Source organism: Nostoc parmelioides FACHB-3921 (assembly GCF_014696625.1).
In the GTDB taxonomy this organism is placed as follows: Bacteria; Cyanobacteriota; Cyanobacteriia; order Cyanobacteriales; family Nostocaceae; genus Trichormus; species Trichormus parmelioides.
In genome coordinates this window covers 1-21,947 of sequence record NZ_JACJQL010000012.1, presented here as the reverse complement: position 1 = coordinate 21,947, position 21,947 = coordinate 1, and the positions used below count along the sequence as shown (strand labels likewise).

At 39.7% G+C, this 21,947-nt stretch carries 21 protein-coding genes and 1 rRNA gene; 13 read left to right on the top strand and 9 right to left on the bottom strand.

Features of this window, described 5'->3' with window-relative positions:
* Window positions 1-19 precede the first annotated feature (19 nt).
* Window positions 20-2,077, bottom strand: coding sequence for a sensor histidine kinase (locus tag H6G14_RS10530; RefSeq protein WP_190567388.1), 2,058 nt, complete (start codon window positions 2,075-2,077; stop codon window positions 20-22).
* A 474-nt stretch (window positions 2,078-2,551) separates the two neighbouring features.
* On the opposite strand from H6G14_RS10530, the gene H6G14_RS10525 reads away from it, so the two are divergent.
* The 3 genes from H6G14_RS10525 to H6G14_RS10515 all read left to right on the top strand — a co-directional run bounded on the left by H6G14_RS10525 (window position 2,552) and on the right by H6G14_RS10515 (window position 5,062).
* Complete coding sequence (locus H6G14_RS10525) at window positions 2,552-3,235, top strand: RibD family protein (protein ID WP_190567387.1); 684 nt, start codon at window positions 2,552-2,554, stop codon at window positions 3,233-3,235.
* A 63-nt stretch (window positions 3,236-3,298) separates the two neighbouring features.
* The gene (locus tag H6G14_RS10520; protein WP_190567386.1) at window positions 3,299-4,474 is read left to right on the top strand and encodes a GNAT family N-acetyltransferase; all 1,176 of its coding nucleotides are present in this window, start codon (window positions 3,299-3,301) and stop codon (window positions 4,472-4,474) included.
* 204 nt (window positions 4,475-4,678) lie between these two features.
* Window positions 4,679-5,062: a DUF4346 domain-containing protein gene (locus H6G14_RS10515; protein WP_010998241.1), complete on the top strand. Its 384-nt coding sequence runs from the start codon at window positions 4,679-4,681 to the stop codon at window positions 5,060-5,062.
* A gap of 185 nt (window positions 5,063-5,247) precedes the next feature.
* Here H6G14_RS10515 and psb32 read toward each other — a convergent pair whose 3' ends face one another.
* Entirely contained in the window at window positions 5,248-5,985 is a 738-nt protein-coding gene (psb32, locus tag H6G14_RS10510; RefSeq protein WP_190567385.1) for a photosystem II repair protein Psb32, read from the bottom strand.
* 456 nt (window positions 5,986-6,441) lie between these two features.
* Window positions 6,442-6,753 carry a LysR family transcriptional regulator gene (locus H6G14_RS33550; RefSeq protein ID WP_242053403.1) on the bottom strand — a complete coding sequence of 104 codons (312 nt, stop codon included), beginning with the start codon at window positions 6,751-6,753 and terminating at the stop codon, window positions 6,442-6,444.
* Between the two features lie 569 nt (window positions 6,754-7,322).
* On the opposite strand from H6G14_RS33550, the gene H6G14_RS10500 reads away from it, so the two are divergent.
* A complete protein-coding gene (locus H6G14_RS10500; RefSeq protein ID WP_190567384.1) occupies window positions 7,323-7,517 on the top strand; it encodes a hypothetical protein in 195 nt (64 codons plus the stop codon).
* A gap of 522 nt (window positions 7,518-8,039) precedes the next feature.
* On the opposite strand, the gene H6G14_RS10495 is transcribed toward H6G14_RS10500, so the two are convergent.
* The 4 genes from H6G14_RS10495 to H6G14_RS10480 all read right to left on the bottom strand — a co-directional run bounded on the left by H6G14_RS10495 (window position 8,040) and on the right by H6G14_RS10480 (window position 11,076).
* Entirely contained in the window at window positions 8,040-8,690 is a 651-nt protein-coding gene (locus tag H6G14_RS10495) for an HAD-IA family hydrolase (protein WP_190567383.1), read from the bottom strand.
* A gap of 82 nt (window positions 8,691-8,772) precedes the next feature.
* Window positions 8,773-10,002, bottom strand: coding sequence for an NAD(P)/FAD-dependent oxidoreductase (locus H6G14_RS10490; protein WP_190567382.1), 1,230 nt, complete (start codon window positions 10,000-10,002; stop codon window positions 8,773-8,775).
* 77 nt (window positions 10,003-10,079) lie between these two features.
* Window positions 10,080-10,301, bottom strand: a complete 222-nt coding sequence (locus H6G14_RS33545; protein ID WP_242053406.1) for a GNAT family N-acetyltransferase — start codon at window positions 10,299-10,301, stop codon at window positions 10,080-10,082.
* 529 nt (window positions 10,302-10,830) lie between these two features.
* Window positions 10,831-11,076, bottom strand: a complete 246-nt coding sequence (locus H6G14_RS10480) for a ChaB family protein (RefSeq protein WP_190567381.1) — start codon at window positions 11,074-11,076, stop codon at window positions 10,831-10,833.
* Between the two features lie 490 nt (window positions 11,077-11,566).
* Between H6G14_RS10480 and H6G14_RS10475 the strand changes: the two genes are divergently transcribed.
* The 3 genes from H6G14_RS10475 (at window position 11,567) to H6G14_RS10465 (ending at window position 14,970) form a co-directional block, all read left to right on the top strand.
* Window positions 11,567-12,628, top strand: a complete 1,062-nt coding sequence (locus H6G14_RS10475; RefSeq protein WP_190567380.1) for a J domain-containing protein — start codon at window positions 11,567-11,569, stop codon at window positions 12,626-12,628.
* A gap of 149 nt (window positions 12,629-12,777) precedes the next feature.
* Complete coding sequence (locus H6G14_RS10470) at window positions 12,778-14,055, top strand: S41 family peptidase (RefSeq protein ID WP_190567379.1); 1,278 nt, start codon at window positions 12,778-12,780, stop codon at window positions 14,053-14,055.
* Window positions 14,056-14,196: 141 nt separating this feature from the next.
* Complete coding sequence (locus tag H6G14_RS10465) at window positions 14,197-14,970, top strand: hypothetical protein (protein ID WP_190567378.1); 774 nt, start codon at window positions 14,197-14,199, stop codon at window positions 14,968-14,970.
* A 102-nt stretch (window positions 14,971-15,072) separates the two neighbouring features.
* Here the strand turns inward: H6G14_RS10465 and H6G14_RS10460 are convergent, their stop codons facing one another.
* A complete protein-coding gene (locus tag H6G14_RS10460) occupies window positions 15,073-16,602 on the bottom strand; it encodes a YifB family Mg chelatase-like AAA ATPase (protein WP_190567377.1) in 1,530 nt (509 codons plus the stop codon).
* 67 nt (window positions 16,603-16,669) lie between these two features.
* On the opposite strand from H6G14_RS10460, the gene H6G14_RS10455 reads away from it, so the two are divergent.
* Window positions 16,670-17,020: a histidine triad nucleotide-binding protein gene (locus H6G14_RS10455; RefSeq protein WP_190567486.1), complete on the top strand. Its 351-nt coding sequence runs from the start codon at window positions 16,670-16,672 to the stop codon at window positions 17,018-17,020.
* Between the two features lie 114 nt (window positions 17,021-17,134).
* On the opposite strand, the gene H6G14_RS10450 is transcribed toward H6G14_RS10455, so the two are convergent.
* Window positions 17,135-17,626: a hypothetical protein gene (locus H6G14_RS10450; RefSeq protein ID WP_190567376.1), complete on the bottom strand. Its 492-nt coding sequence runs from the start codon at window positions 17,624-17,626 to the stop codon at window positions 17,135-17,137.
* 159 nt (window positions 17,627-17,785) lie between these two features.
* Here H6G14_RS10450 and nfi point away from each other — a divergent pair, with 159 nt between their 5' ends.
* The 5 genes from nfi to H6G14_RS10425 form a co-directional block, all read left to right on the top strand.
* Window positions 17,786-18,451: a deoxyribonuclease V gene (nfi, locus tag H6G14_RS10445; RefSeq protein ID WP_190567375.1), complete on the top strand. Its 666-nt coding sequence runs from the start codon at window positions 17,786-17,788 to the stop codon at window positions 18,449-18,451.
* Window positions 18,452-18,579: 128 nt separating this feature from the next.
* On the top strand, window positions 18,580-19,161 hold the full coding sequence (locus tag H6G14_RS10440; protein ID WP_190567374.1) for an FHA domain-containing protein: 582 nt from the start codon (window positions 18,580-18,582) through the stop codon (window positions 19,159-19,161).
* Window positions 19,162-19,213: 52 nt separating this feature from the next.
* Window positions 19,214-21,172: an FHA domain-containing protein gene (locus tag H6G14_RS10435; RefSeq protein WP_190567373.1), complete on the top strand. Its 1,959-nt coding sequence runs from the start codon at window positions 19,214-19,216 to the stop codon at window positions 21,170-21,172.
* A 134-nt stretch (window positions 21,173-21,306) separates the two neighbouring features.
* Complete coding sequence (locus tag H6G14_RS10430; RefSeq protein ID WP_190567372.1) at window positions 21,307-21,462, top strand: hypothetical protein; 156 nt, start codon at window positions 21,307-21,309, stop codon at window positions 21,460-21,462.
* Window positions 21,463-21,646: 184 nt separating this feature from the next.
* Window positions 21,647-21,947: ribosomal RNA gene (locus tag H6G14_RS10425) — 16S ribosomal RNA — on the top strand; the annotation flags it as partial.

Sequence of the window (21,947 nt, the reverse complement as noted above, 5' to 3'; positions counted from 1 at the left end):
ACCCACATCACATAATCAATTACGAATTATGAATCACAAAAAGATTAACTCGCTCTATATCAGTATACTCTTCTAACTCTGTTTTTTTCGAGATGTAGTTTTCATCACAAGCGAAATGTACTACTTCTGGATGGTTAGAGGAGAAGGAGTCTTTTCCCTTAATATTTTCATCTTCTTCTGAATTTTTCGGGTTTTTAGTATTATGATCTGTGGCTGATAAACCTAATAAAGAGATATCAATTAATGGCAAAGTAATATTAACTGTTGTACCTTGATTGATACCAGCACTTTCCAAAGTGATAGTGCCACCCATGAGTTCAATTAAGTTTCTTGAAATAGCTAATCCCAAGCCTGTACCCTCAAATTTTCGTGTGGTACTACCATTCACCATCACAAAGGGACGGAATAGTTTATGTTGTTGAGCAGGTTCAATCCCTAAACCTGTATCTGTAATACTAACCATCACTTGCGATTTACCATCAATTTGAATTTGAATGGTTGTCGCAATACTAATACCACCTTCATCGGTGAATTTAGTAGCATTACCAATGATATTAATTAATACTTGCTTTAATTTAGCTGCATCCGCTTTCACAGGAATGGGTTCTGTGCCTAAGTTGGTTTTCAGTTGTAAGCCTTTTTGTTGGACATTGACTGACTGTAAATTGATTACTTCTAAAAGTGTTTGTCGCAAATCTAAAGGTTGGCTGACTACAGAAAGTTTCCCAGCTTCAATTTTAGAAATATCGAGTAGTTCGTTAATAATTCCTAGTAAATGTATCGCTGTTTCATCGGCACGCTGAAGAAATTCTATTTCTTCTTCTCGATTATCACACAAGCCATCCTTAACTAAACGTACGCAGTTGATAATAATATTTAATGGATTGCGTAATTCGTGGGAAGTAGTAGCTAAAAACTGACTTTTAACTTGATTAGCACTTTTTGCGTCTTTCCATGCCGTCTCGATTTCTTCTGACCAGACTTTAAGCCTATCAACCATTTGGTCTATTGCTTGTGCTAGTTGGTTAAACTCCCGAATCTTGAAGTTATCGGGGACTCGTCTAGATGTATGGTGGCTATGAATGTTTAAAGCATAATCGCGCAATTCTTCCACAGGACTAGCTAAGTAAGGTGCTAGATACAAAGATGCTACTAAACTTGCACCAATTAGACCAACTGTTAAAACAATAAGGATGAGTTTGATTTCTTCTAAGCCAAATAGAGCATTTTCTACAGTTGTCACAGACATGACTATCCATTTCTGCTGTGGCTGTATTGTTGTGGGACTGTCAATTACTGTATAACCTGCTACTAATTCTTTCTTATTCTGGAAAATTAAATTGATTGGCTCGTTACGTCCTGCAACTGCATTTTTGATGATGCTTTGTACTTGCTTGGCATCTGAGTGTTCTTTGATATTAGTTCCCACTAAATCAGATAGGGGGTGAGCTAATATTGTCCCATCTTCAGCGATGACTATGGTAGAACCAGTGAGTGAACCTGGTTGATTACGAGTTTGTTTATATAATGCTGACTGAAGATTCAAAGCATATTGCAATTTCCCAGACTTGTCATATACGGGGGCGGTGAGTAGTAATTGTAATTGCTCTTGGGGATTACGTGGGCCAGTCACTCCAGGTTTTGGGGGGGCGATGCTTCTCAGTTCCACACTATCACTTGGTAGAAGCGGGCCAAATTGAGTAATTTCTTTTTTACCACAGCTACTGGCAACTATTTCACCATTTTGCCAGTTAATTAGCTGCAAGCATTCAATTTGGTTGGGTAGTGCTTGTACTAGCTGTGTCAGAAATGCTTCTATCTCCTCTGGAGAACCGGACTGTACAACCGTTGTGCGGCTGGCAGTTAGTAAGTTAGTTTTAAGAGTGGCGATCGCATTGAGAATTCTCTCCCCTCTAATAACAGCACTTTCTGTGAGATTTTGTCGCGCAGTTTTTAGTAAGCTAGAGCGTGCCTTATTCAACGCCGCTATCTGTCCAACAAACAACACCGGGACAAACAAGAGCAAAATCCTGGTTACTAAAATACGTCGAAAGGATGATTGACCGTTACTAGGCATCTAGTGTCTCACTTCGCAACTGCACATCACAACAGAAAACACGGGCAATTTAGACTAGCTAAAGGAGACATTTATGAAGTTATCATAAATTTGTTATCAGGAAATAAAAGTATCAAATATTTAATATACAAAAAGCAATGTAATATACAAAAACTTAAGCAAAGTAGATGTAGGAGAGACTTGTGCTGCATACAGATTCAGTACCAAGTGACAAAATATCCTATGGGTAAGAGACTTCCTATTCAAAAATATCTCAATCTTATGCCGACTTTATGCAGGTAGGGGACAGGGCGCGGGGAGCAGAGGGGGGAGAGAAAACATGATTGAATAATTTATGTTGTGGAAATCCCTGAGCTTGCGCTGAACCAGGAAGGGACGCTGCAAAATTTAAACAGCTTATAGATTATTTAAGCGTTTATGTAAAGTTATGATACTTTTGTTTCTGGCATCATTTCCGACTATCAAACCAACCTTATGGTGCAACACCGTCCTCATACCACAGTAGTTTTGGCAATGAGTGCAGATGGCAAGATAGCAGATTTTAGGCGATCGCCTGCTAGATTTGGTACCAGTGTCGATAAAACACACCTGGAACAACAAATTGCTGCCTCTGATGCCGTTTTAATAGGTGCTGGCACTCTCCGAGCTTATGGTACAACACTGACCGTATCTGATACGGTTCTGCTGCAACAACGCCAACAGCAAGGCAAGCCTGACCAACCGATTCATATAGTGATTACACATTCTGCCAACCTCAATCCGGAAATTAGGTTTTTTCAGCAGCCAATTAGGCGTTGGTTAGTTACAACAACCTTAGGCAAGAATTTTTGGCAAGGACGCTCAGAATTTGAGCGCATTCTGGTTTTTGAAACTCCAACGGGAGAAATCGATACTATCGCAGCCGTAGAGCAACTAACATCACTACAAATAGCACGATTGTTAGTATTAGGCGGGGGAGCATTAATAGCTTCTATGCTGGAATTGGATTTAATAGATGAATTTTGGCTTACCGTCTGTCCATTAATCTTAGGCGGTGTGACCGCACCCACACCCATCGATGGTAGAGGATTCACATCACAACTAGCCCCCCATCTTCAACTTCTGGAAGTTAAAAAAGTGGAAGATGAAGTTTTTCTCCACTATCAGCTACAACGCTAGATCAATTAAATTTTTTACCTTTTTACTTTTTACTTTTTTGTCCCCAATCCCCAGTCCCTAAATATGGTTGAACAACTCAAGCCTCGCTATTCCAGCGTTTGGATTAACAAAATCGCTGAAGTACCCCAAGATGCTTGGGATGCTTTAGCCTTACCACTCAAAACTCCTTTTTTGGAGTGGGATTGGCTGAATAATTTGGAAACTTCTCACAGTGCTACAGCTAAAACTGGTTGGTTACCAAATCACTTGACCCTGTGGCGAGATAGAACATTGATTGCTGTGGCTCCACTGTATATTAAAGGACATAGCTATGGTGAATTTGTTTTTGATCACCAGTGGGCAGAGTTGGCAGAACGTATTGGGGTGCAGTATTATCCCAAACTTTTGGGTATGACACCATTCACCCCAGCCGAAGGTTATCGGTTTTTAATTGCCGATGGGGAAGATGAAGAGGAGATTACTGCCATGATGGTGCATGAAATCGACTCTTTTTGTGTCAAACATAATATTTCTAGTTGCCATTTTCTTTATGTTGATCCCCAATGGCAACCAGTATTAGAAAAACAAGGGTTTACAGCTTGGTTGCACCATAGTTTTATTTGGGAAAATTCAGGTTTTCAGAATTTTGATGATTACTTGATGGTGTTCAATGCTAATCAGCGTCGTAATATTAAGCGCGAACGTAAAGCTGTGGCAAAGGCGGGTTTACAACTGCAAGCCGTGACTGGTGATGACATCCCTAAGTCTTTATTTCCCTTGATGTATCATTTTTATGCTGATACTTGTGACAAGTTTGGTTGGTGGGGCAGCAAATATTTAACAAAGCAATTTTTTGAGCAGTTACACCATAACTATCGTCATCGAGTCGTGTTTTTCCCTGCTTATCATGAGCAAGATCCCCGCCAGCCTCTAGGTATGTCTTTTTGTTTATTTAAAGACGATCGCCTATATGGTCGTTATTGGGGCAGTTTTCAAGAAATCGATTGCTTACATTTTGATGCTTGCTATTATGCACCGATTGAGTGGGCGATCGCTAATGGTATTCAAAGCTTTGATCCTGGCGCTGGCGGAAGACATAAAAAACGTCGCGGTTTTCCGGCTGCACCTAATTACAGTCTCCATCGCTTTTATAATAATCGTCTAGGACAAATTTTACGTCCCTACATTAGTGAAGTGAATCAATTAGAAGAGCAGGAAATTGCAGCTATCAATGCAGAGTTACCTTTTAGTCAACAGTAAATAGTCATTAGTAAGTTGTTAGTTGTCATTGGTTCATAGTTCATAGTTATTCTTTTTTTCTTCCCCCGCTTGCCCATCTCCCCTAGTTCTTCCCATTCCCTACCTCTGAATATTGATGATTGCAGGTAACAGGTAACTAATAAAGATTTACACTTGATATGGAGTGTAAAATCCCTGAATAAAGAAATTTAATTTTTAAAGCTTATGGATTTGATAGTTGAAGATTTAGCTGCCATTGATAATAAACTTTCTCAGCGTCATATTGACCTTGACCCGAACGGATACTTCATTATCTATATAGATAAAACTGCTGGCTTGATTTATGCCAAGCATTTTACAAATATCATTGACGAACGTGGTTTAGCAGTAGACCCAGAAACAGGTAAAGTAATTCCTGCTAGAGGAAAGGTGGAAAGAACTTACACCACTGTTTTCGCCGGAAGAACAGCCAAGGAACTTTGTGTCAAAATTTTTGAAGAAACTCAGCCCTGTCCCGTAACTATGTTGGATCATGCGGCTTATTTAGGTCGTGAATTTGTTCGTGCTGAAGTCGCTTTGGTAGCTGGGCAAGAGTACGTGCAAGATTAAGTAGGGAGTAAGGAGTGATAAGCTATTCTGCTTTTAAGTTGCATAATCCATCGAGAAGACTGTTGACCGTTGACCGTTAACAGTCAACAGCCCCTATCAGTAATTATGCAATTTAGGCGCGCATTCGCTTAGGTAGGGATTAAAACATTATTCTTCCCCTACTCTCTACTCCCTATCTCCTAAACCTAGCCTTCAGATGATGGTTGAACGGCTAGGTAGATGTAGTAGGTTGCCATTGGGATGATGGTAGCAGCAATCAAAAGTCCTACTACCCAAGCAGTGGCGTTACCTTTATCGGTTTCTCCGGCTTTTTTGAATGTGCCTTCTACTTGTACTGTGTCAACGATTTGTGGGGGGCCAGGATCAGGTTGACCTGAGAGAACAGCAACTAGGCGATCGCTAGCATCTAAAAATGCCTGATTATATTTATTACCATCTCGCAAGGGTGCAGCCAAGGTTTCCTCAGCCACACTGTTGGCAATGGTATCTGTGAGTAAAGGCTTGACTTCATCTCCAGTAATAATGGCAGTACCGTTAGTCACGGTATCCAGTACTAACAAAATTTGATTTGCTTGGGCTTCTTTGCTGGGAAACCATTTTTCAAACAGTGCTTGACCAAAGCTTTCGGGCGTTTCCCCATAGTCTAGGCGATGGATCGTCACAAATCTGACTTCCTTACCTGTTTGTTTTGCTAAGTTCTCTAAGCTGCTGCTAATTGTACCTTCATTGATTCGGCTAATTACATCGCCTTGGTCTAGCACCCATGTAGAATCACCTGCTGTTAGGTTTGGTATTTGATACACTCCCGAAGCTAGTGCAGGGGCGCTAGATAGCGATGCAGCGAGAATAATAGTCAAAAAAGGCAATATTAGCCGGATGAGGAGTTTTTTCATCCTAAAAACTTGCTGGAGGATATGTGTCATTGGATAATTCCATAAGTACGAATAACACAAAAATACTACATAACTAATGTCAAAATCACCCTCTAAGGGGGGTTAGGGGGATAAGCAAGTTATTAAAATCACATTCTACCACTCTTAAAACAACCTCTTAAAGAGTGATTTATATTTTTTAAATACAAATTAAAAATTACATTTGACTAAAGTAAAAAGGTCAAAATCCTTGAGTATTTGTAATAATTTAAATACAGTCAAGATATGGAGAGAGTAAAGCAGATTATCTAGCTCAATTGCTCTTTCTAAAGGTTTTTGTAAACTATAAACTCACACTATTGAAGGAATTTTTACTGCCGCTAAACGAGGAATGATTGCGGCTGTTAATCCCTGTTGAACCATGTTAACAATTATTGATTATTCTGCAATATGACTGGTAGTAATGATCACAAGTGCTAATTGTTTGAGGCTTTGAATGAGACACTATTACTGGTGAGTATCTAGTGATATCTTCCCAAGTAAGGTGACACCATGTAGACCTTTGTGGATGTTGGCTTCTTCCTGTAGCATTTCTAAATGCTGCATTACTTGGCGAATATGATGTAAAATTCGCTCTCCAACTGGTGTTAATACAGCGCCATGACGACCTCTGGCAAATAAAAGTATACCCAATTCTTCTTCTAAAGTGGCGATCGCATGACTAACCGCCGGCTGTGTCAGATGTAATTCTAAAGCTGCTTCACTAAAATTACCATGCTCTGCTACTGCAACTACAGCGCGAAGTTGGGAAATTTTCATAGGGAATTAAACAGTTAACTTTTTTATCAATAATTAATGATGGCTAATTAAGAAAGCCCAAGTTATCTTGGATTTCTGAAAGCCATATTTAATTACTACTTGAAATATTGTTAAGCTTCTATTTGTTAGACAAATGTTATATTTAATTCTATGGAAGGTTATATTGTTTGTCTACCGCCTCAAGATAGATAAGCGGCAACTATTATAATATTTGGATATTTGGCAAAATTGATTTCTAATATCATTTGCAAAATATTTTCTAAACACTTGTAAAAATCCTATTTCGATTTTTACATAGGACTCATATTTGATTTCTGAAGAACCAAATGGGCTAGAAGCTTGCCATACAAAGGTTTATTTCTCAATATACTTAGCAAGATGCAAGTACGATTCCTATATACTTTGTAGTAAATGCCCATTTTGAGGGTTTAGTTAAAAATACATCAGAAATCCTAAACAATACTTCCGATAGAGGCACAAAAGAGAAATTACTAGATTTTAGATAGATAAAATCACCAATATTGTTCTACTAAAATGATGGGCAAGAATAAACAAAGGAGTATTGAATTATGTCTGAAGAGAAAAAAGCAAAGTCTAAGAGTCAAGATACTACAGCTTCTGGTGGCTACCAAACTCCCCTCAATGAAGAGATTCGTAAAACTGGCACTGCTGCTGAATCTAACGCGAGAGAAAGTGCTAAACCAGAATCACCGGGTGAAGATGATGTTGCAGGTAGCCCCAATCAAGGGACTGAATCACGGTAATCGGACTTAAATATTTCCTATAGAAATAACTTTGGTGGATTTTTGCATACTTGCCATAGTTGAACTTGAGCGGATAAATACATTTTTTAAAGTATTTATCCGGTCTTTTTATACTCTTATTTTTCAGTTATATCTGTTAACTGTAAACAGACTCGAAAGCTTTTTATTATAGCCGTCGCCAGTAGTGTTAGGGTATCAATAGATGATACAACATATATACAGAGAGACTTTCCACTCAGTCCCCAGTCCCCAGCTATAATATATAAAATCAGATGATTCAGGAATAAAATCGGATTCCTATAGATAATTAGTAAGAGCTAACACATAGAATTCTTCACTGGCATCTATGGGTTTTGAATGTTATGGAAAAATTACAAAAGTTTTAGGTGCTGTATAAATCTGGCTACAAAATACAACGGCATCAAGAAGCAAAATTTCAGCACATGAATTTGGGCAATATATCAAAGATAATTATTACCAAGGTTATATTTTCGCGGTATTAATTACCTAAGAATAGATATTTTAACCTTTCTCTCGATTAATCCAAACACCCCTTAACCCGGCTGCTTTTGCGCCTTGATAATCTTCTTCAATGCTATCGCCAATGTGCCATGCCTCTTCAGGAGAACTATTGTGTTTTTCTAGAGCGATCGCAAAAATTTTGGGATCAGGCTTTGCAGCACCTACTTGAGTGGAAATAGTTACCGAAGAAAAGTAGTGACTCAAGCCTAAACTTTGCAAAACTGAGTACAACCGCGAATCGAAATTAGACAAAACACCCAATTCAATCCCTATATGTTGCCAGTTGCTTAAAGATTGCACAACATCAGGATATATCACCCAAGGTTCAGCAGTGCCAAAGTGAATATATAGTTCGCCAAAAAAGCTGGAAAAATCAGCAAATTGGGGCAGAACACCAGCACTTTCAAAAGTATTCAGGGCAATTCTGCGCCACCACTCAAATTCAAGTTGTGGTATGTCTTCAGTGTCTGCATCAGGGAATACAGGCGGCGGAGATGCTTTAAAACTTTCAATAAATGCTTTATCCACAATATCCGGTGCAACTTCTACACCAAACTCCTGGGCTATTTGACTGTAAACTTTTCCGACACTACCCTTAACGCCAAATAGTGTCCCCACAGCATCCACAAAAATAACTTTAGGCCTTTCCATTAAACTGCTTGCAAATTATGAATGTTAGTCGTTAGTCATTGGCTTCCCTGCGCGAAAGCGTTCGAGCAAGGAAGTGCAATTCCTAATACTTAGTACCCTTTTCATTCACAGCATCCACTGCTGAGTAAATTGTTTCTATAATAGGACGTACAAGCCAGTTAAAGCCAACTTTAAGTTGATGATCTAATGTTGGTAACCTATACAAGTAGGCGAGACGGCGGGCAACATAAGCCAAAGAACCATCTAGTTTCACTCCTAACCCTGTAAGAGTGGCATTATCTGTACCTAGTGCCATCATCTCCCCTAACTGCTGGTAACGGAAAGGTAATAGGGGACGTTGAGTCAGAGAAGCCCAAATATTCCAAGCGGCGTAGTCTGCTTGTTGAAAAGCGGCTTGTGCGGTAGCGGGTACTTGCTGACCTTCAGCGTCAATACAGTCAGCTAAGTCTCCCAGGGCGAAAATGTCTGGATGGTCAAGAACTTGGAGAGTTGGTGTATTGGTAATTTGACCACGCTGGTTCTGTTTGAAAGGCAAACTTTTCACTACGTTTGTCACCCTTGTACCCACAGTCCAGATTACCAAATCTACGGGAATGGTATCCACTTGATTTTTGTACTCTAGGGAGATGGTATTTTGTCCTATTGATTCAACTTTGGTTTCTAAATCAATAAACACACCTTTTGCATCCAAAGCTTTCTTGGCAGCCTCGCGGTTAAAATCTGGGGAAGTACGTAAAATTTGATCGCTAATCTCCACCAGGCGGAAGCGTCCTCTTTCCCCTAGTCTATCTGCTAACTTACAAGCTAACTCAACACCGCTATAACCAGCACCAACAATTGCAACACGAATTTTTTCTGCATTTGACTCTTCTAAAACTCGCAGACGTTCTTCCAAGCGATAGGTGTCAGCAATAGTACGGAAAGGATAGGCGTAGGATATGGCACCAGGAACTAAGTCTAATGGTGTTTCGCCACCCAGTGTTAAAACTAAGCGATCATAAGGGATTTCTGGGCCATCTTGCAGATGTACTCGTTGCTGGTCGATATCAATACCAGACACAACTGCTTGATAAAAACGTACACCTGTACCTTCGAGAAGTTCAATAAAAGGGGGTGCAATTTCCCATGATTGCAGTTCTCCTGTAAGCAATTCGTACAATAAGGGGGAAAATAGAAAGCGATCGCTTTGATCTACCAGTACAATTTCCGGTTTTTGCTGAGTTTCCCAAGGTAATTGGCTTAGACTTAAAGCTGTATAGAGGCCGCCAAAGCCTCCACCCAGAATTACAATTCTCTTAGTCTGTTCGGTCATAAATTCTATGGGAGATTCTATCCCAGTGAGGCAACTAACTCTCAGTGTAATGATTTATTTCCTTATATGACCATCAGTCAGCAATCTGAGTACTTTCCTTCACGCAGTTCATGAGCAGGTAATAACTTGACTTTTACAAACCCACATTTCTCATAGCACGGGATAGCACGGATATTGCCAACAAGGGGATCAATCACAATCTGAGCAGCTAAGAATACGTCAAAAATATAGCTTACAACTATTCTTAATATTTCCGCACCAGTTTCGCGATCCCAATTATTGGGTTCTCCCGTACACAAATCAATATCACAAATCAATATCGTAGACCTTATCTGTACTATCTAGACAGTATTTTTGTTGATCTATCTCTGATAATTCGGACACTGAATATTACTGTGAATAGCCAATCTTCGTATTTTTATAACTAATAAAATACGGCTTAACTGGCTGGCTCATTTTCTATAATGATGGGTTTGTAGATTTCTATAAACTCTTTTAAGCTAAAAGAATTATTTCTGCATCATAGAATTGTATTACTTGTTAACCAGTCAACTATTTTGACATTAATTGATAGTCTAATTCAGTATCTTCTATGATAAGAATACTAGGTTCACATTTTTGAAACATCATAGCAAAAAATCGTAATTCGTAATCTTCAGGCTTGACCCACAGAATTATAAAATTAGTGGTCTTCCATTGGTTAAAATCTAAAACCATAAATAAATTAATTACGAATTACGTTAGCTTTGGTCTTTACTAAACTACGCTACCACGAACCATACAAAGGCATTAGGATAACCGTAGACTAAGAAAAACTACGAATTATGTTTAGTTACCACCTGTTGTGATAGATTTATGATGTATTGCTGAGTCTTCAGCTTTTTTTTGCCATTGACCATTGTTGCCTTGTTTATACTCATTTCTTACACTATTCCAAGCAACATCAGCTGCACCTTCTTCACTTAATCCATCACTTTGAGCTGCATTGAAAGCTGCGAAAAAAATCTGTTGGGCGTGTTCTGGCAATTGTTCTTTAATCTCTTGAGGTAATTCACTTATTTGTTGATAAGGCATAATTGCACTCCCATTAGTCTAACTTTAGTTCATGTTAAAATAACTGTCAGTAATTTTGCCTCTTTCTATAAGTAGAGATGTGAAATACCCTTCTGCGGGATTATTCAAATAGACTGAAATTCAATCGAATTATAATATTAAATTAATATTAGTAAATAACATCGTCAAATTATATCTATCCTAGCTAAGTTAGAGATATTGAATTAATTAGAATATTAACTATAATAGACCCATCCGTATCATAAATAATTAAGTAATTTTCATATACAATATTTATTATTAATTTTGTCAAAAGTAACTCATTTTAAAATAAATATACAAATAGTCAATTATTAATTGACTATACAACGATTGTAGATAAATATCTTAAACATAGATACTTCTGCCGTAACTCTTTGTTATAGATCATGTATTATCTAAAAAGTATAGTCGATGGGTATTAACCCAAAAAGCCAGACACCTTAAAACCTAAAACTGACCTGCATATCCTATGCCTCGTAAAACTTCATCTACATCTCATAGCCTTCATACAACACCATTAGCTCTTTCCCAGCTACATATCCGCTTGGCAGGACTAGAAAAGGAGCATAAAGCTTTACTTAAAAAGATTAAAAGCAAGCGTACTGAACTGAAGAACTTTATTGAACAGATGCGTTCTTTAGCAACAGAAACATTTCATAGAGCCAGTCCTGGCTTTACCAAAATATCAGAGCTAGACAAGGAAATCCACACTCTGTTTGCAGAAATTTTTACCACTAGAAAATTTGGTAAACAAACTGAGAAGAAAATAAAGGCAGTTTATCTTAATCTTCAGATGGCTGGGATCATCAGTCCAAAATTTGAGAGTAACCAGCCAGAACTAGAACTGGATGAGACTTCTGATGAGTCTCAGCAAGAAAATAATTTCTTTCAAGGAAATAATTCACACCAACATCAACGTGGACAAACACAGCCGGAATTAGGATTTTCATCTGTAAATAGAACAGATGAATCGAGAAAAATTCGTCAGACATTTTTGAGGTTAGCCGAAATATTTCATCCTGATAAAGTAAAAGATAGTGAAACGCAGATAAATCATACAGAGATTATGAAGGAAATTAATAAAGCTTACCAAGAAGGAGATTTAGCAAGACTCCTAGAAATTGAGCAAAAGCATCAGGTAGGGGAGCTTATTGATCATAATAGTGAAGATGATTTAACTAGAAAATGTAAAACTTTAGCACAGCAAAATGAAATCTTGATAACTCAATATGAAAATTTAAAAAAAGAACTTCGTCTAGTAAAAAATACACCTGAAGGTGCAATGGTTGCCGATTCTCGTAAAGCAGCAAAACAAGGCATAGATCCTATTGCCCAAATGTTGGAATCTATGGAGATTCAAATTAACTTGGTTACAGAAATTCGTGATTTTGTCAAGAATTTTAAAGCGCAGAAAATAACTATCAAAGAATTCCTTAATGGGCCAGAAAGTTTATATTCTCTACAACAGGAAATGATGGAAGATATGCTTGAGCAAATGTTGTCAGAACTAGATGGGATGATTATATTTTAAATTAACCACTTAATTCATTTAAGAAAAGTACAGGCTGTCAGGTATTTATTAGTTAGTAAGTATATTAAATTTTTTATTTGGGAATGGAACTCATATTGGAAGATTTCTATCAATTGTTGTAGTATCCTCGATTAACAGTTAAAATTCAGATGAAAAAATCTCTATTTTCACTATTCAAGCGTTTCCTCCTGGCACTTTGCTTAAGTATTTGTATTTTACCTATTCTCTGGATAAATTCACCACTTTTGCCATTACTAGCTAAACCTGAAACTCTAATTTTTGAGGAAGTTTGGCAAACAGTAAATGATAATTTTTATGACCCAAAAATGAATGGAGTAGATTGGAAAATAATTAAAGAAAAGTATAAACCTGAAGTATTAAAAGCGAAGTCAGAACAGGAATTTGCTCCTATTTTCAATCAAATGTTGTCTGAACTCAAAACTTCCCACACCCGTTACTATACCCAAGATGATCTGGCTTACTATCAACTTTTAGGCATTTTTTATGGTAATGGACTGGAATTACCCAAGGAATTAAACAAGTTTTTTCCTAACGGTAAATTTGAATATTCCGGTATTGGTTTATCTACTAAAGATATTGATGATAAGACTTTTATTAGCTCTATTTTAGATGACAGTCCTGCTGACAAGGCTGGGTTAAAAGTAGGTGACCAGATTATTAGTGTAGATGGTAATAAATATTACCCCATACGGTCTTTTGCGGGTAAAGTAGGGCAAACAGTCAAAATGTTAATCCAGCGATCGCCTCAATTAAGCAGTCGCCAAGAGATTACCATAGTACCAAAGATGTTTGATGCCAGCACAATGTTTTTGGCATCTCAAATGGCTAGCATTCAGATCCTCGAACAACAAAATAAAAAAATTGGCTACGTCCACATCTGGTCAAATGCAGCTGATCCATATCAGCAACAGCTTCAGAATGAGCTAATCTATGGTCGCCTGAAAAACGCCGATGGGTTAATTTTGGATCTCCGAGATGGATGGGGAGGGGGAGATATTAGTTACCTCAACATATTCACGGCTGAACAAAGTCCCAGTGTCACTCATGTTCAACGCAACGGCCGCCGATATACTTATAATTATCAATGGAAAAAACCTGTAGTGATGTTAGTAAACGAAGGAAGCCGCAGCAGTAAGGAAATTCTGGCGTTTAACTTTCAACAAAATCACATTGGGCCAGTCATTGGCACTAAAACAACAGGAGCCGTAGTTGCTGGTCGTCCTTATATTATGCAGGATGGCAGTTTGCTTTACGTAGCAGTCGCAGATGTTTTTCTCAATGGTAATCAAAGATTAGAAGGTAAAGGTGTTACTCCCGACATTAACGTTCCCTTTTCCCTGGAATATGCACAGGGAGTAGACCCACAAAAACAAAAAGCAATAGAGACTCTACTCAAAGCGCTGTGATTTTTGCTGTCTCCTGCTGATTCTGCTTCGACGACGAACAGTTTTTGTAAACACTTAGTAAATATTAGAGAAATATTCAAAACCCCGTGTAAACTTATACGCAATACAACAAACCCTTTAGACAACTAAACATAGCGCCTTATGTCAATTATTGCGCTCAGAGCATGGTATCTTCAGGATTATGAGCCAATTTCTGAACTAGAAAAACGGCTGCCAGATATTCGTCTTAGTAAAAAAAGCTTGCTGAGATCGGCATTACGTGCGGACTTTTTAGAAGATAGTGATGCGGTTAAACATTCCACTTGGTTTGGGCGGTATCTGGAGGGAGAAAATGTAGAATTTTATGTTGAAGGTAGCGGTAGCTACTGTGTAGCCAACATAGACTTAATTAGCCACGAAATTTATTTCACCAAGCAGACCGTTTTAGCTCAGTTAGAACCAACGATTTTCTTTTCCTCTCAAACTGAATACGCCGAAGCTAGCGATATTCTCAGGGAAGGACTGGGAAAGAGTGTAGAAACATTAAATTTGCGATCGCGTATCCCACTCACATTAGTAGAATCATCTCGCCCCAAAGATGCGCCTTTACGTTTAAATCGCACCACATTGAGAAAATTACGTAAAAGTTTATTGTTCATTGCAGACACGACACCCATTGCTAGCATTGATAGTCAAGAAGTACAACAATTAATTCCTAGCCCTAATGTTTGTGTAGAAATCGGCTATGCCATTCAAAGCAAGCGGACAGAACAAATCTTATTAGCACATCTGCAACGTCCAGATAATCAAGGAGAGGCAAGATTTCCTTTCGATCTACCCACACCACAAATATTGCCATTTCGGGACGGCAAAGAACTAAATAAAATTCTCACAGGAGCAATCAAAACCCAACTAACAAGATTCAAATTATTTTAACTATAGCCGTCATCAGTAATGTTAAGACATCAATAGATGATACAACCTAGACAAAAAAAGGCTTTTCACCCAATCCCCAGTCCCCAACCATAACTGATAGTTTTACTGCATCCTATCTATAGTGCGGTACTGAATCGCCTCTGCGACATGATTAGGTTTTAGCTCGTCTTCATCTGCTAAATCTGCAATAGTCCGAGAGACTTTCAGAATGCGATCGCTTGCTCTGGCAGATAAACCCAGTTTTTTAATCGCCGCTTCTAATAAGCTGCGACTACCATCATCTAGTTTGCACCATGTTTGTAAATGACGACTCTGCATTTGGGCATTACAACGCAGATTAGGCTCTTTTTGAAAGCGATTAATGGCGCGATCGCGTGCTTTTTGTACCCTTTCCCGCACGGAAACGGACTCTTCTCCTGTAGGCTGTTGGGTGATTTCTTCTGGTTTTAAGCGATTGACAGCTACTTGCAAATCAATGCGATCCATCAACGGGCCAGAAAGCTTCGCCCAATACTGCTCTCGTTGTCTGGGTGAACAGGTACACTGTTGGATAGTATCGCCGTAATAACCACAAGGACAGGGATTGGTACTCGCCACCAAAGTAAACTGTGCGGGGAACATTACAGATTGTCTAGTACGAGAAATGGTGACATAACCATCTTCTAAAGGCTGGCGGAGAAATTCTAAAACATCACGTTTAAACTCTGTTAACTCGTCTAGGAAAAGAATCCCTCTGTGTGATAAAGAAATTTCACCAGGACGGGGAAAACCACCACCACCGACAAGAGAAGGCCCGGAGGCTGAATGGTGAGGACTACGAAAAGGGCGATCGCGCACTAAGGAACCACGATTTTTCAACAACCCAGCCACGGAGTGAATGCGAGTCACTTCCAAGGCTTCAGCAAAACTCAGGGGTGGTAATATCCCAGGTAAGCGCCTTGCCAGCATGGTTTTTCCACTACCTGGAGGGCCGACAAAAATCAAATTATGTCCGCCAGCCGCCGCAATTTCTAAAGCACGACGACCATTAGCTTGTCCTTTTACGTCCTTTAAGTCGGCGATCGCATGAGATACTGGTGTGAGTTCTTGTGATTCCTCTAACTTTACTGGTTGATGCTTGCTAGGGTGATTTAATAAATCGACAACCTCAGACACATTCTTGCAGCCATACACCGCTAAACCCTCCACCACGGAAGCTTCTTGAGCATTATCCACAGGTACTACTAAGCCTGTAATCCCCATTTTTTTCGCAGTAGCAGCGATCGGCAAAACACCAGCTACGGGACGTAAGCTACCATCTAGAGAAACTTCACCCAAGAAAAGATAATCTCCCAACAAATCAGGGTTAACCTGTTCAGAAGCAGCTAAAATCCCTATACTGATAGGCAAATCGAAACAAGGCCCTTCCTTGCGTAAGTCTGCTGGAGTCAAGTTAATCACAATTTTTCGCATCGGAAAGGCAAAACCTGCATTTTTGAGAGTTGCTTTGACTCTCTCTTTTGATTCCTGAACGGCTGAATCTGGTAGTCCCAAAACCACAATTCCCGGCAAACCCCCCGATATATCGACTTCTACGCCTACTTTCACGGCATCGATGCCGACAATTGATGCACTCCAGACTCTAGCAAGCATTGGCTAAATCTTTCTTATGTGAACAGTAACCCTTTAAAATCTCTAGCAGATGAGTTCTTATAACCGCATGAGTGAAACTACAGATACCATTTTCAGCAAAATTATTCGTCGAGAAATTCCTGCCAATATCGTCTATGAAGACGATTTAGCCCTAGCTTTTACAGATGTGCATCCCCAAGCACCAGTACACATCCTGGTCATTCCTAAACAACCCCTTGCCAAACTTTCTGATGCAGATTCTCATGATCACGCTCTTTTGGGACATCTTTTATTAACTGCCAAACGTGTTGCTCAACAAGCTGGACTGGAAAATGGCTATCGCGTTGTCATCAATAACGGCAATGATGGAGGGCAAACAGTTTATCACCTGCACTTACATATTTTAGGTGGGCGACCAATGGCATGGCCTCCTGGTTGATATGAAGTCATTAATCGCGTCTAACGACGCGATTAATAGATAAAAATTTAGCACTACGTGACTGAAGCATTATGTAAAAAATACGTCGAATTAAAGGAGTTAGATATTTACACACTAGCGTTCTTGTGTAATTACAGATATGCCATTACTGATACTGACTTTTTGAACTAAATAATCTTTACAAGATGACAAAATATCCTTTGTCATTTGATTAGCGATACTTTCAAAATTTTGACTCGTTAATCCACATTCCGTATCACCGTTCAAAGTAATAGAAACAGTGACAATATGAGGCTCATCTACTGGTTCTATTTTCCCTATTTCAAATTCTTCAGTCCAAGCTGGCAGTTCTTCACCAGTTTGTCGTCCATACACTTTCACTCGCTCAATAGACCCAGTACCTAAACTGGTAATTCCTTTATGTACAAATGCAACCAAGGATTGTTGATTGGGAACTTTGGCAGATTCTAGCATTACCTGCAAGCAAGCATCTTTCAGGAGAACTTTTGCTGTGATGCCTTTGGGCTTTAGGTGACGATTCATCAAAAATGCGATCGCCTGAGTATTGCCTCGTTTAGCAAGTTTTACAAGTTTTTCCTGTGACATAAGCAAGTACAGCCGAAAATTAAGCAATAATTTCTTTATTCTTAAGATTCCCTATTTACTAACGTAACCAACAATAGTTAAAAATTTCACAAATGTTTTAAATAGCTACGTACATTTATTGAAATTGCTAAAATTATTATTTACAACCAATTTTTATATATGCAGATTTACCAACCTCATCCTTGGCCGTTAACGGTGGAAGAAGCCATAACTATTCAAGAAGAATTAAGACATCAAGTAATTACACAAGACCAATTTACACAACCTGTGCAGTACGTCGCTGGTGTTGATATGGGTTTTGAAGCCGATGGTACAATTAGCCGTGCCGCAGTAGCGGTACTGAGTTTTCCTGATTTACAAGTCATCGAAACGAACCTAGCATACCGTCCTACCTCATTTCCCTACATTCCTGGTTTTCTCTCTTTCCGAGAGATACCAGCAGTACTGGATGCTCTAGAAAAAATTCAAACAAAACCAGATATTATTTTGTGTGATGGACAAGGCATCGCCCATCCTCGAAGATTAGGTATAGCTAGTCACTTAGGAGTACTGCTGAACATCCCAACAATTGGTGTAGCCAAATCTCTATTAATTGGTAAACATGAAGAATTAGCAGACACCAAAGGCAGTTGGCAACCACTCATACACAGAGGTGAAATTATTGGTGCAGTTTTACGAACCCGTGTAGGGGTAAAGCCTGTGTATGTTTCCAGTGGACATAAAATCAGTTTATCGACCGCTATCGACTACGTGTTACGATGTACACCAAAATACCGCCTACCAGAAACTACTCGCGTAGCTGATAAATTAGCATCCAACAGATAAAGTCATCAAGCCACAATATAAATTTGTTGAAGTTTGTTCTCAAAACTTGCTTGCGACTAGTTACTCATGTTAGGAATCGCACAGAAGGAAGTTGAAGTAGCTAAACAAGAGTTACCCAAGTTAGAAAAATGAACGCACTAACTCTCCAGTGGCAAGACGGTGGTCAAAATAAAACTCAGCAAATTTACGAACAACAGCCAAGTAAAAATCCTGGCACTGTCCGCATTGGTCGAGATCCGCTCCGGTGCGATATCGTTTTAACTAACCCAACGGTATCGGGGCTGCACGTAGAAATATTTTTTCATTCTCAGCAGCAAAATTTTTATATCAGAAATTTGCGATCGCAAAATCCCCCACTCGTAGATGGAAAACAACTAATTCAAGGTGAAAAACCCTTAAATCAGGGCAGCATTATCTATTTAGGTCAAGCTCAAATTCACATCACAAATATTACTATTAACACCATCGCTGCCACCATTTTATCCCTACCGCAACCACCCATTGCCAGCCCTCAGCCAATTACACCCCCTCTACGCCAACAGCCATCACCATCACCGATACATCATCATCTAGCTACACCACAAGGCGTGTACGGTTTAGAGTGTCCAAAATGCCATCGCGTATCTTCACTAGAAAATTTGCCAGTCGGCTGCCCTTGGTGCGGCACATCTTTAGCCGCAGCAGTCAGCGTATTAGTAGCACCAAATTGACGAGATCGACAATGGGAGATATCAGGGATAAAAAACTACTGACAACTGACCAATGACTAATCCACAAATTCAATTGAGTTGGGAAGACCCCACAACTGGAGAACGGCGAGAACCAAAGTTGGATGTACCTATTGCTTTTGGTCGAGAATTCGTGCGTTTACCTGCCGAATTGGATGGAAAGCGTGTTTCCAGAATGTTGCTAAACAGTGATCAAGTTTCTCGTTACCATGCTCTCATTATCTGGGAAAATAACCAAATAATAGTAATTGACCAAGGTAGTGTTAATGGTCTATTCATCAACGGTCAGCAACAAAAACGTAGTATTCTGACTAGCGGTGATACATTGCAAATTGGCCCCTACATAATGATGGTGACACTCACAGTTCATGTCACTGCGCCAATCACCAATCCTCCTTCATTAATTCAATTCAATCCCAATACCAATCTTCCTGATCCAAACTTACCAGCAAGCCCTCCTATCCTACCTTTAGGACAAAATTTTCCACCACCAGTATTTCAAGCAGAACAGGTTCCTGTACAAGCACTCCACGCTACAGGTCTGCCCGTAGATGAATGTGACTACCTAGCAGTTGGTGGAGGATTAGGCAGCTTTATTTGGACTGATTTATTGCGAATTAGTGGTGTCCGTGCGGAGAAAATTGTAGCGATAGGATTAGAAGCAGAACCTTACGCCCGTTATAAGCGCCTTTGCCTAAATTCCCAAATACCTTTACACGAAAGATTGCGGTCAAATTCTGACTCTTGTCCTGATAATATTTGGGGTTGGCCTAGTTATGCTTGGCGAGAAGCCTGGCAGGACTGCACTAAAGGTCATTTAAAATCAGCATTACAGTATTTATGGCAAGTATTCGCTGAACCAACCTTTGCCGAAACTTACACTCCCCGTGCAAGAAATGTTTTTGATTCCATTGATAGAGAAGCCAAGCGGATTAACTGGAATCAAATTTATCGTTATGGGCGAGTCAGATCAATTCGCAAAACTGATGATGGGAGATATTGTGTAGCCTATTCTCTTGGGCAAGGTAATCATGCTTTTTTGGTTAGTCGTTATTTACATTTAGCTACAGGGTATCCAGCAATTCAGTTTCTCCCCGATTTGCAAGCTTATAGAGAGAAGTACCGAGATTTTAAATCTGTCGTCAATGCCTATGAAGCACACGATCATGTATATGAGCAATTAGAACGCCAAGGTGGTACAGTCCTGATTCGGGGTCGCGGAATTGTCGCTTCACGTATCGTCCAACGCATCTATGAAGCAAGACAGAAAAATCCTCACATTACAGTTTTGCACTTGATGCGATCGCCTAAACCCCAAGGCAACACATTTCAAAAAGCCACACGTCTAGTCAAAAACCATTACGAATTTCAACCATTCAACTGGCCAAAAGCCTGCTGGAGTGGTGAACTCCGCGTTATGTTAGAACAAGCCACTCCAGAAGAGCGCAAACGCTTACTAACAGACTGGGGCGGTACAACCACCGCCGACCGACAAGACTGGCAACACATTACAGAACAAGGGTTAAGAGAAGGTTGGTATCAAATTACTTTTGGCGAAGTGTTGGGAGTAGAAAGGGATACACAAAACCGTACTATCACCAAAATCCAAGAAAAAGGTTTTGGGGAAATGAAACTGAAGGCTGAGTTTATTGTTGACGCTACTGGTTTAGATGCCAAAGTGCAAGCTAATCCTTTGTTAGAAGACCTAGTAAAACAATACAACCTACCTTTAAATTATCTAGGACGCTTAACGGTCACAAACGATTTTGAGATCGCAGAAATGCGTCATAGTAAGGGACAAATGTATGCAGCCGGGGCAATCACTCTTGGCGGCCCTTACGCAGCTGTTGATAGTTTTTTGGGTTTACAATATGCTGCTCTCGTTGCCCTTGACGGACTTGCCGCAGTCCGCGCGCCTGGTGTCCGCCGTTTAAATGCAGTCAGTTCTTTTAGCCAATGGTTAAAGTGGGTATTTAATCAGTCACCATCATGACCACGACAAAAATTTGTTGATGTAGTTGCTTTTATACAGGTAAGTTACAGAAAGATTACCCTCAAATTAATATCAGTCTTCGCATTGAAGTTGATTGACGTTTATTAGTGCGTCACGACTCATTTAATTTGGGAATGCTATTAAATGCTATCGAAAGAAACCTATTTGAACTGCATCGCCTTTTTCTTGCTGGTGTCACTGTGCCTGAAAAGCTTGTATGTGGAGAGTTGGAGGGTGAAAAAAATAAGTGGCAAAAAATTTTTGAGAAAGTAGTTGACAAGGCAGAGTAGGTTAGATATATTGGATAAGTGCCTGAGAGAGGGGCGCGACGAAGCGCCGCTCGGAGGGAGCCGAACCTTGAAAATATTATAGTTTGAAAGCTAGTATACGACAATAGCCTGCGTCAAGAAAATAAAAAACACCAGGCTGAGGTGGATAAAGAGCAGTCAAGAAGAGCTAAAAACAAATGTCTTCAAAACGGAGAGTTTGATCCTGGCTCAGGATGAACGCTGGCGGTATGCTTAACACATGCAAGTCGAACGGAATCTTTAGGGATTTAGTGGCGGACGGGTGAGTAACGCGTGAGAATCTAGCTTCAGGTCGGGGACAACCACTGGAAACGGTGGCTAATACCGGATGTGCCGAAAGGTGAAAGATTAATTGCCTGAAGATGAGCTCGCGTCTGATTAGCTAGTTGGTGTGGTAAGAGCGCACCAAGGCGACGATCAGTAGCTGGTCTGAGAGGATGATCAGCCACACTGGGACTGAGACACGG

Excerpts from the sequence above, each read along its gene's own strand:
- H6G14_RS10435 (WP_190567373.1), top strand. The coding sequence starts at position 19,214 with ATGACTAATCCACAAATTCAATTGAGTTGGGAAGACCCCACAACTGGA.
- H6G14_RS10470 (WP_190567379.1), top strand. The coding sequence starts at position 12,778 with ATGAAAAAATCTCTATTTTCACTATTCAAGCGTTTCCTCCTGGCACTT.
- H6G14_RS10440 (WP_190567374.1), top strand. The coding sequence starts at position 18,580 with ATGAACGCACTAACTCTCCAGTGGCAAGACGGTGGTCAAAATAAAACT.
- H6G14_RS10480 (WP_190567381.1), bottom strand. The coding sequence starts at position 11,076 with ATGCCTTATCAACAAATAAGTGAATTACCTCAAGAGATTAAAGAACAA.
- H6G14_RS10530 (WP_190567388.1), bottom strand. The coding sequence starts at position 2,077 with ATGCCTAGTAACGGTCAATCATCCTTTCGACGTATTTTAGTAACCAGG.
- H6G14_RS10500 (WP_190567384.1), top strand. The coding sequence starts at position 7,323 with ATGTCTGAAGAGAAAAAAGCAAAGTCTAAGAGTCAAGATACTACAGCT.
- H6G14_RS10515 (WP_010998241.1), top strand. The coding sequence starts at position 4,679 with ATGGATTTGATAGTTGAAGATTTAGCTGCCATTGATAATAAACTTTCT.
- nfi (WP_190567375.1), top strand. The coding sequence starts at position 17,786 with ATGCAGATTTACCAACCTCATCCTTGGCCGTTAACGGTGGAAGAAGCC.
- H6G14_RS10460 (WP_190567377.1), bottom strand. The coding sequence starts at position 16,602 with ATGCTTGCTAGAGTCTGGAGTGCATCAATTGTCGGCATCGATGCCGTG.
- H6G14_RS10520 (WP_190567386.1), top strand. The coding sequence starts at position 3,299 with ATGGTTGAACAACTCAAGCCTCGCTATTCCAGCGTTTGGATTAACAAA.
- H6G14_RS10495 (WP_190567383.1), bottom strand. The coding sequence starts at position 8,690 with ATGGAAAGGCCTAAAGTTATTTTTGTGGATGCTGTGGGGACACTATTT.
- H6G14_RS10430 (WP_190567372.1), top strand. The coding sequence starts at position 21,307 with ATGCTATTAAATGCTATCGAAAGAAACCTATTTGAACTGCATCGCCTT.
- H6G14_RS10450 (WP_190567376.1), bottom strand. The coding sequence starts at position 17,626 with ATGTCACAGGAAAAACTTGTAAAACTTGCTAAACGAGGCAATACTCAG.
- H6G14_RS10490 (WP_190567382.1), bottom strand. The coding sequence starts at position 10,002 with ATGACCGAACAGACTAAGAGAATTGTAATTCTGGGTGGAGGCTTTGGC.
- H6G14_RS10455 (WP_190567486.1), top strand. The coding sequence starts at position 16,670 with ATGAGTGAAACTACAGATACCATTTTCAGCAAAATTATTCGTCGAGAA.
- psb32 (WP_190567385.1), bottom strand. The coding sequence starts at position 5,985 with ATGACACATATCCTCCAGCAAGTTTTTAGGATGAAAAAACTCCTCATC.
- H6G14_RS10465 (WP_190567378.1), top strand. The coding sequence starts at position 14,197 with ATGTCAATTATTGCGCTCAGAGCATGGTATCTTCAGGATTATGAGCCA.
- H6G14_RS10525 (WP_190567387.1), top strand. The coding sequence starts at position 2,552 with ATGGTGCAACACCGTCCTCATACCACAGTAGTTTTGGCAATGAGTGCA.
- H6G14_RS33550 (WP_242053403.1), bottom strand. The coding sequence starts at position 6,753 with ATGAAAATTTCCCAACTTCGCGCTGTAGTTGCAGTAGCAGAGCATGGT.
- H6G14_RS10475 (WP_190567380.1), top strand. The coding sequence starts at position 11,567 with ATGCCTCGTAAAACTTCATCTACATCTCATAGCCTTCATACAACACCA.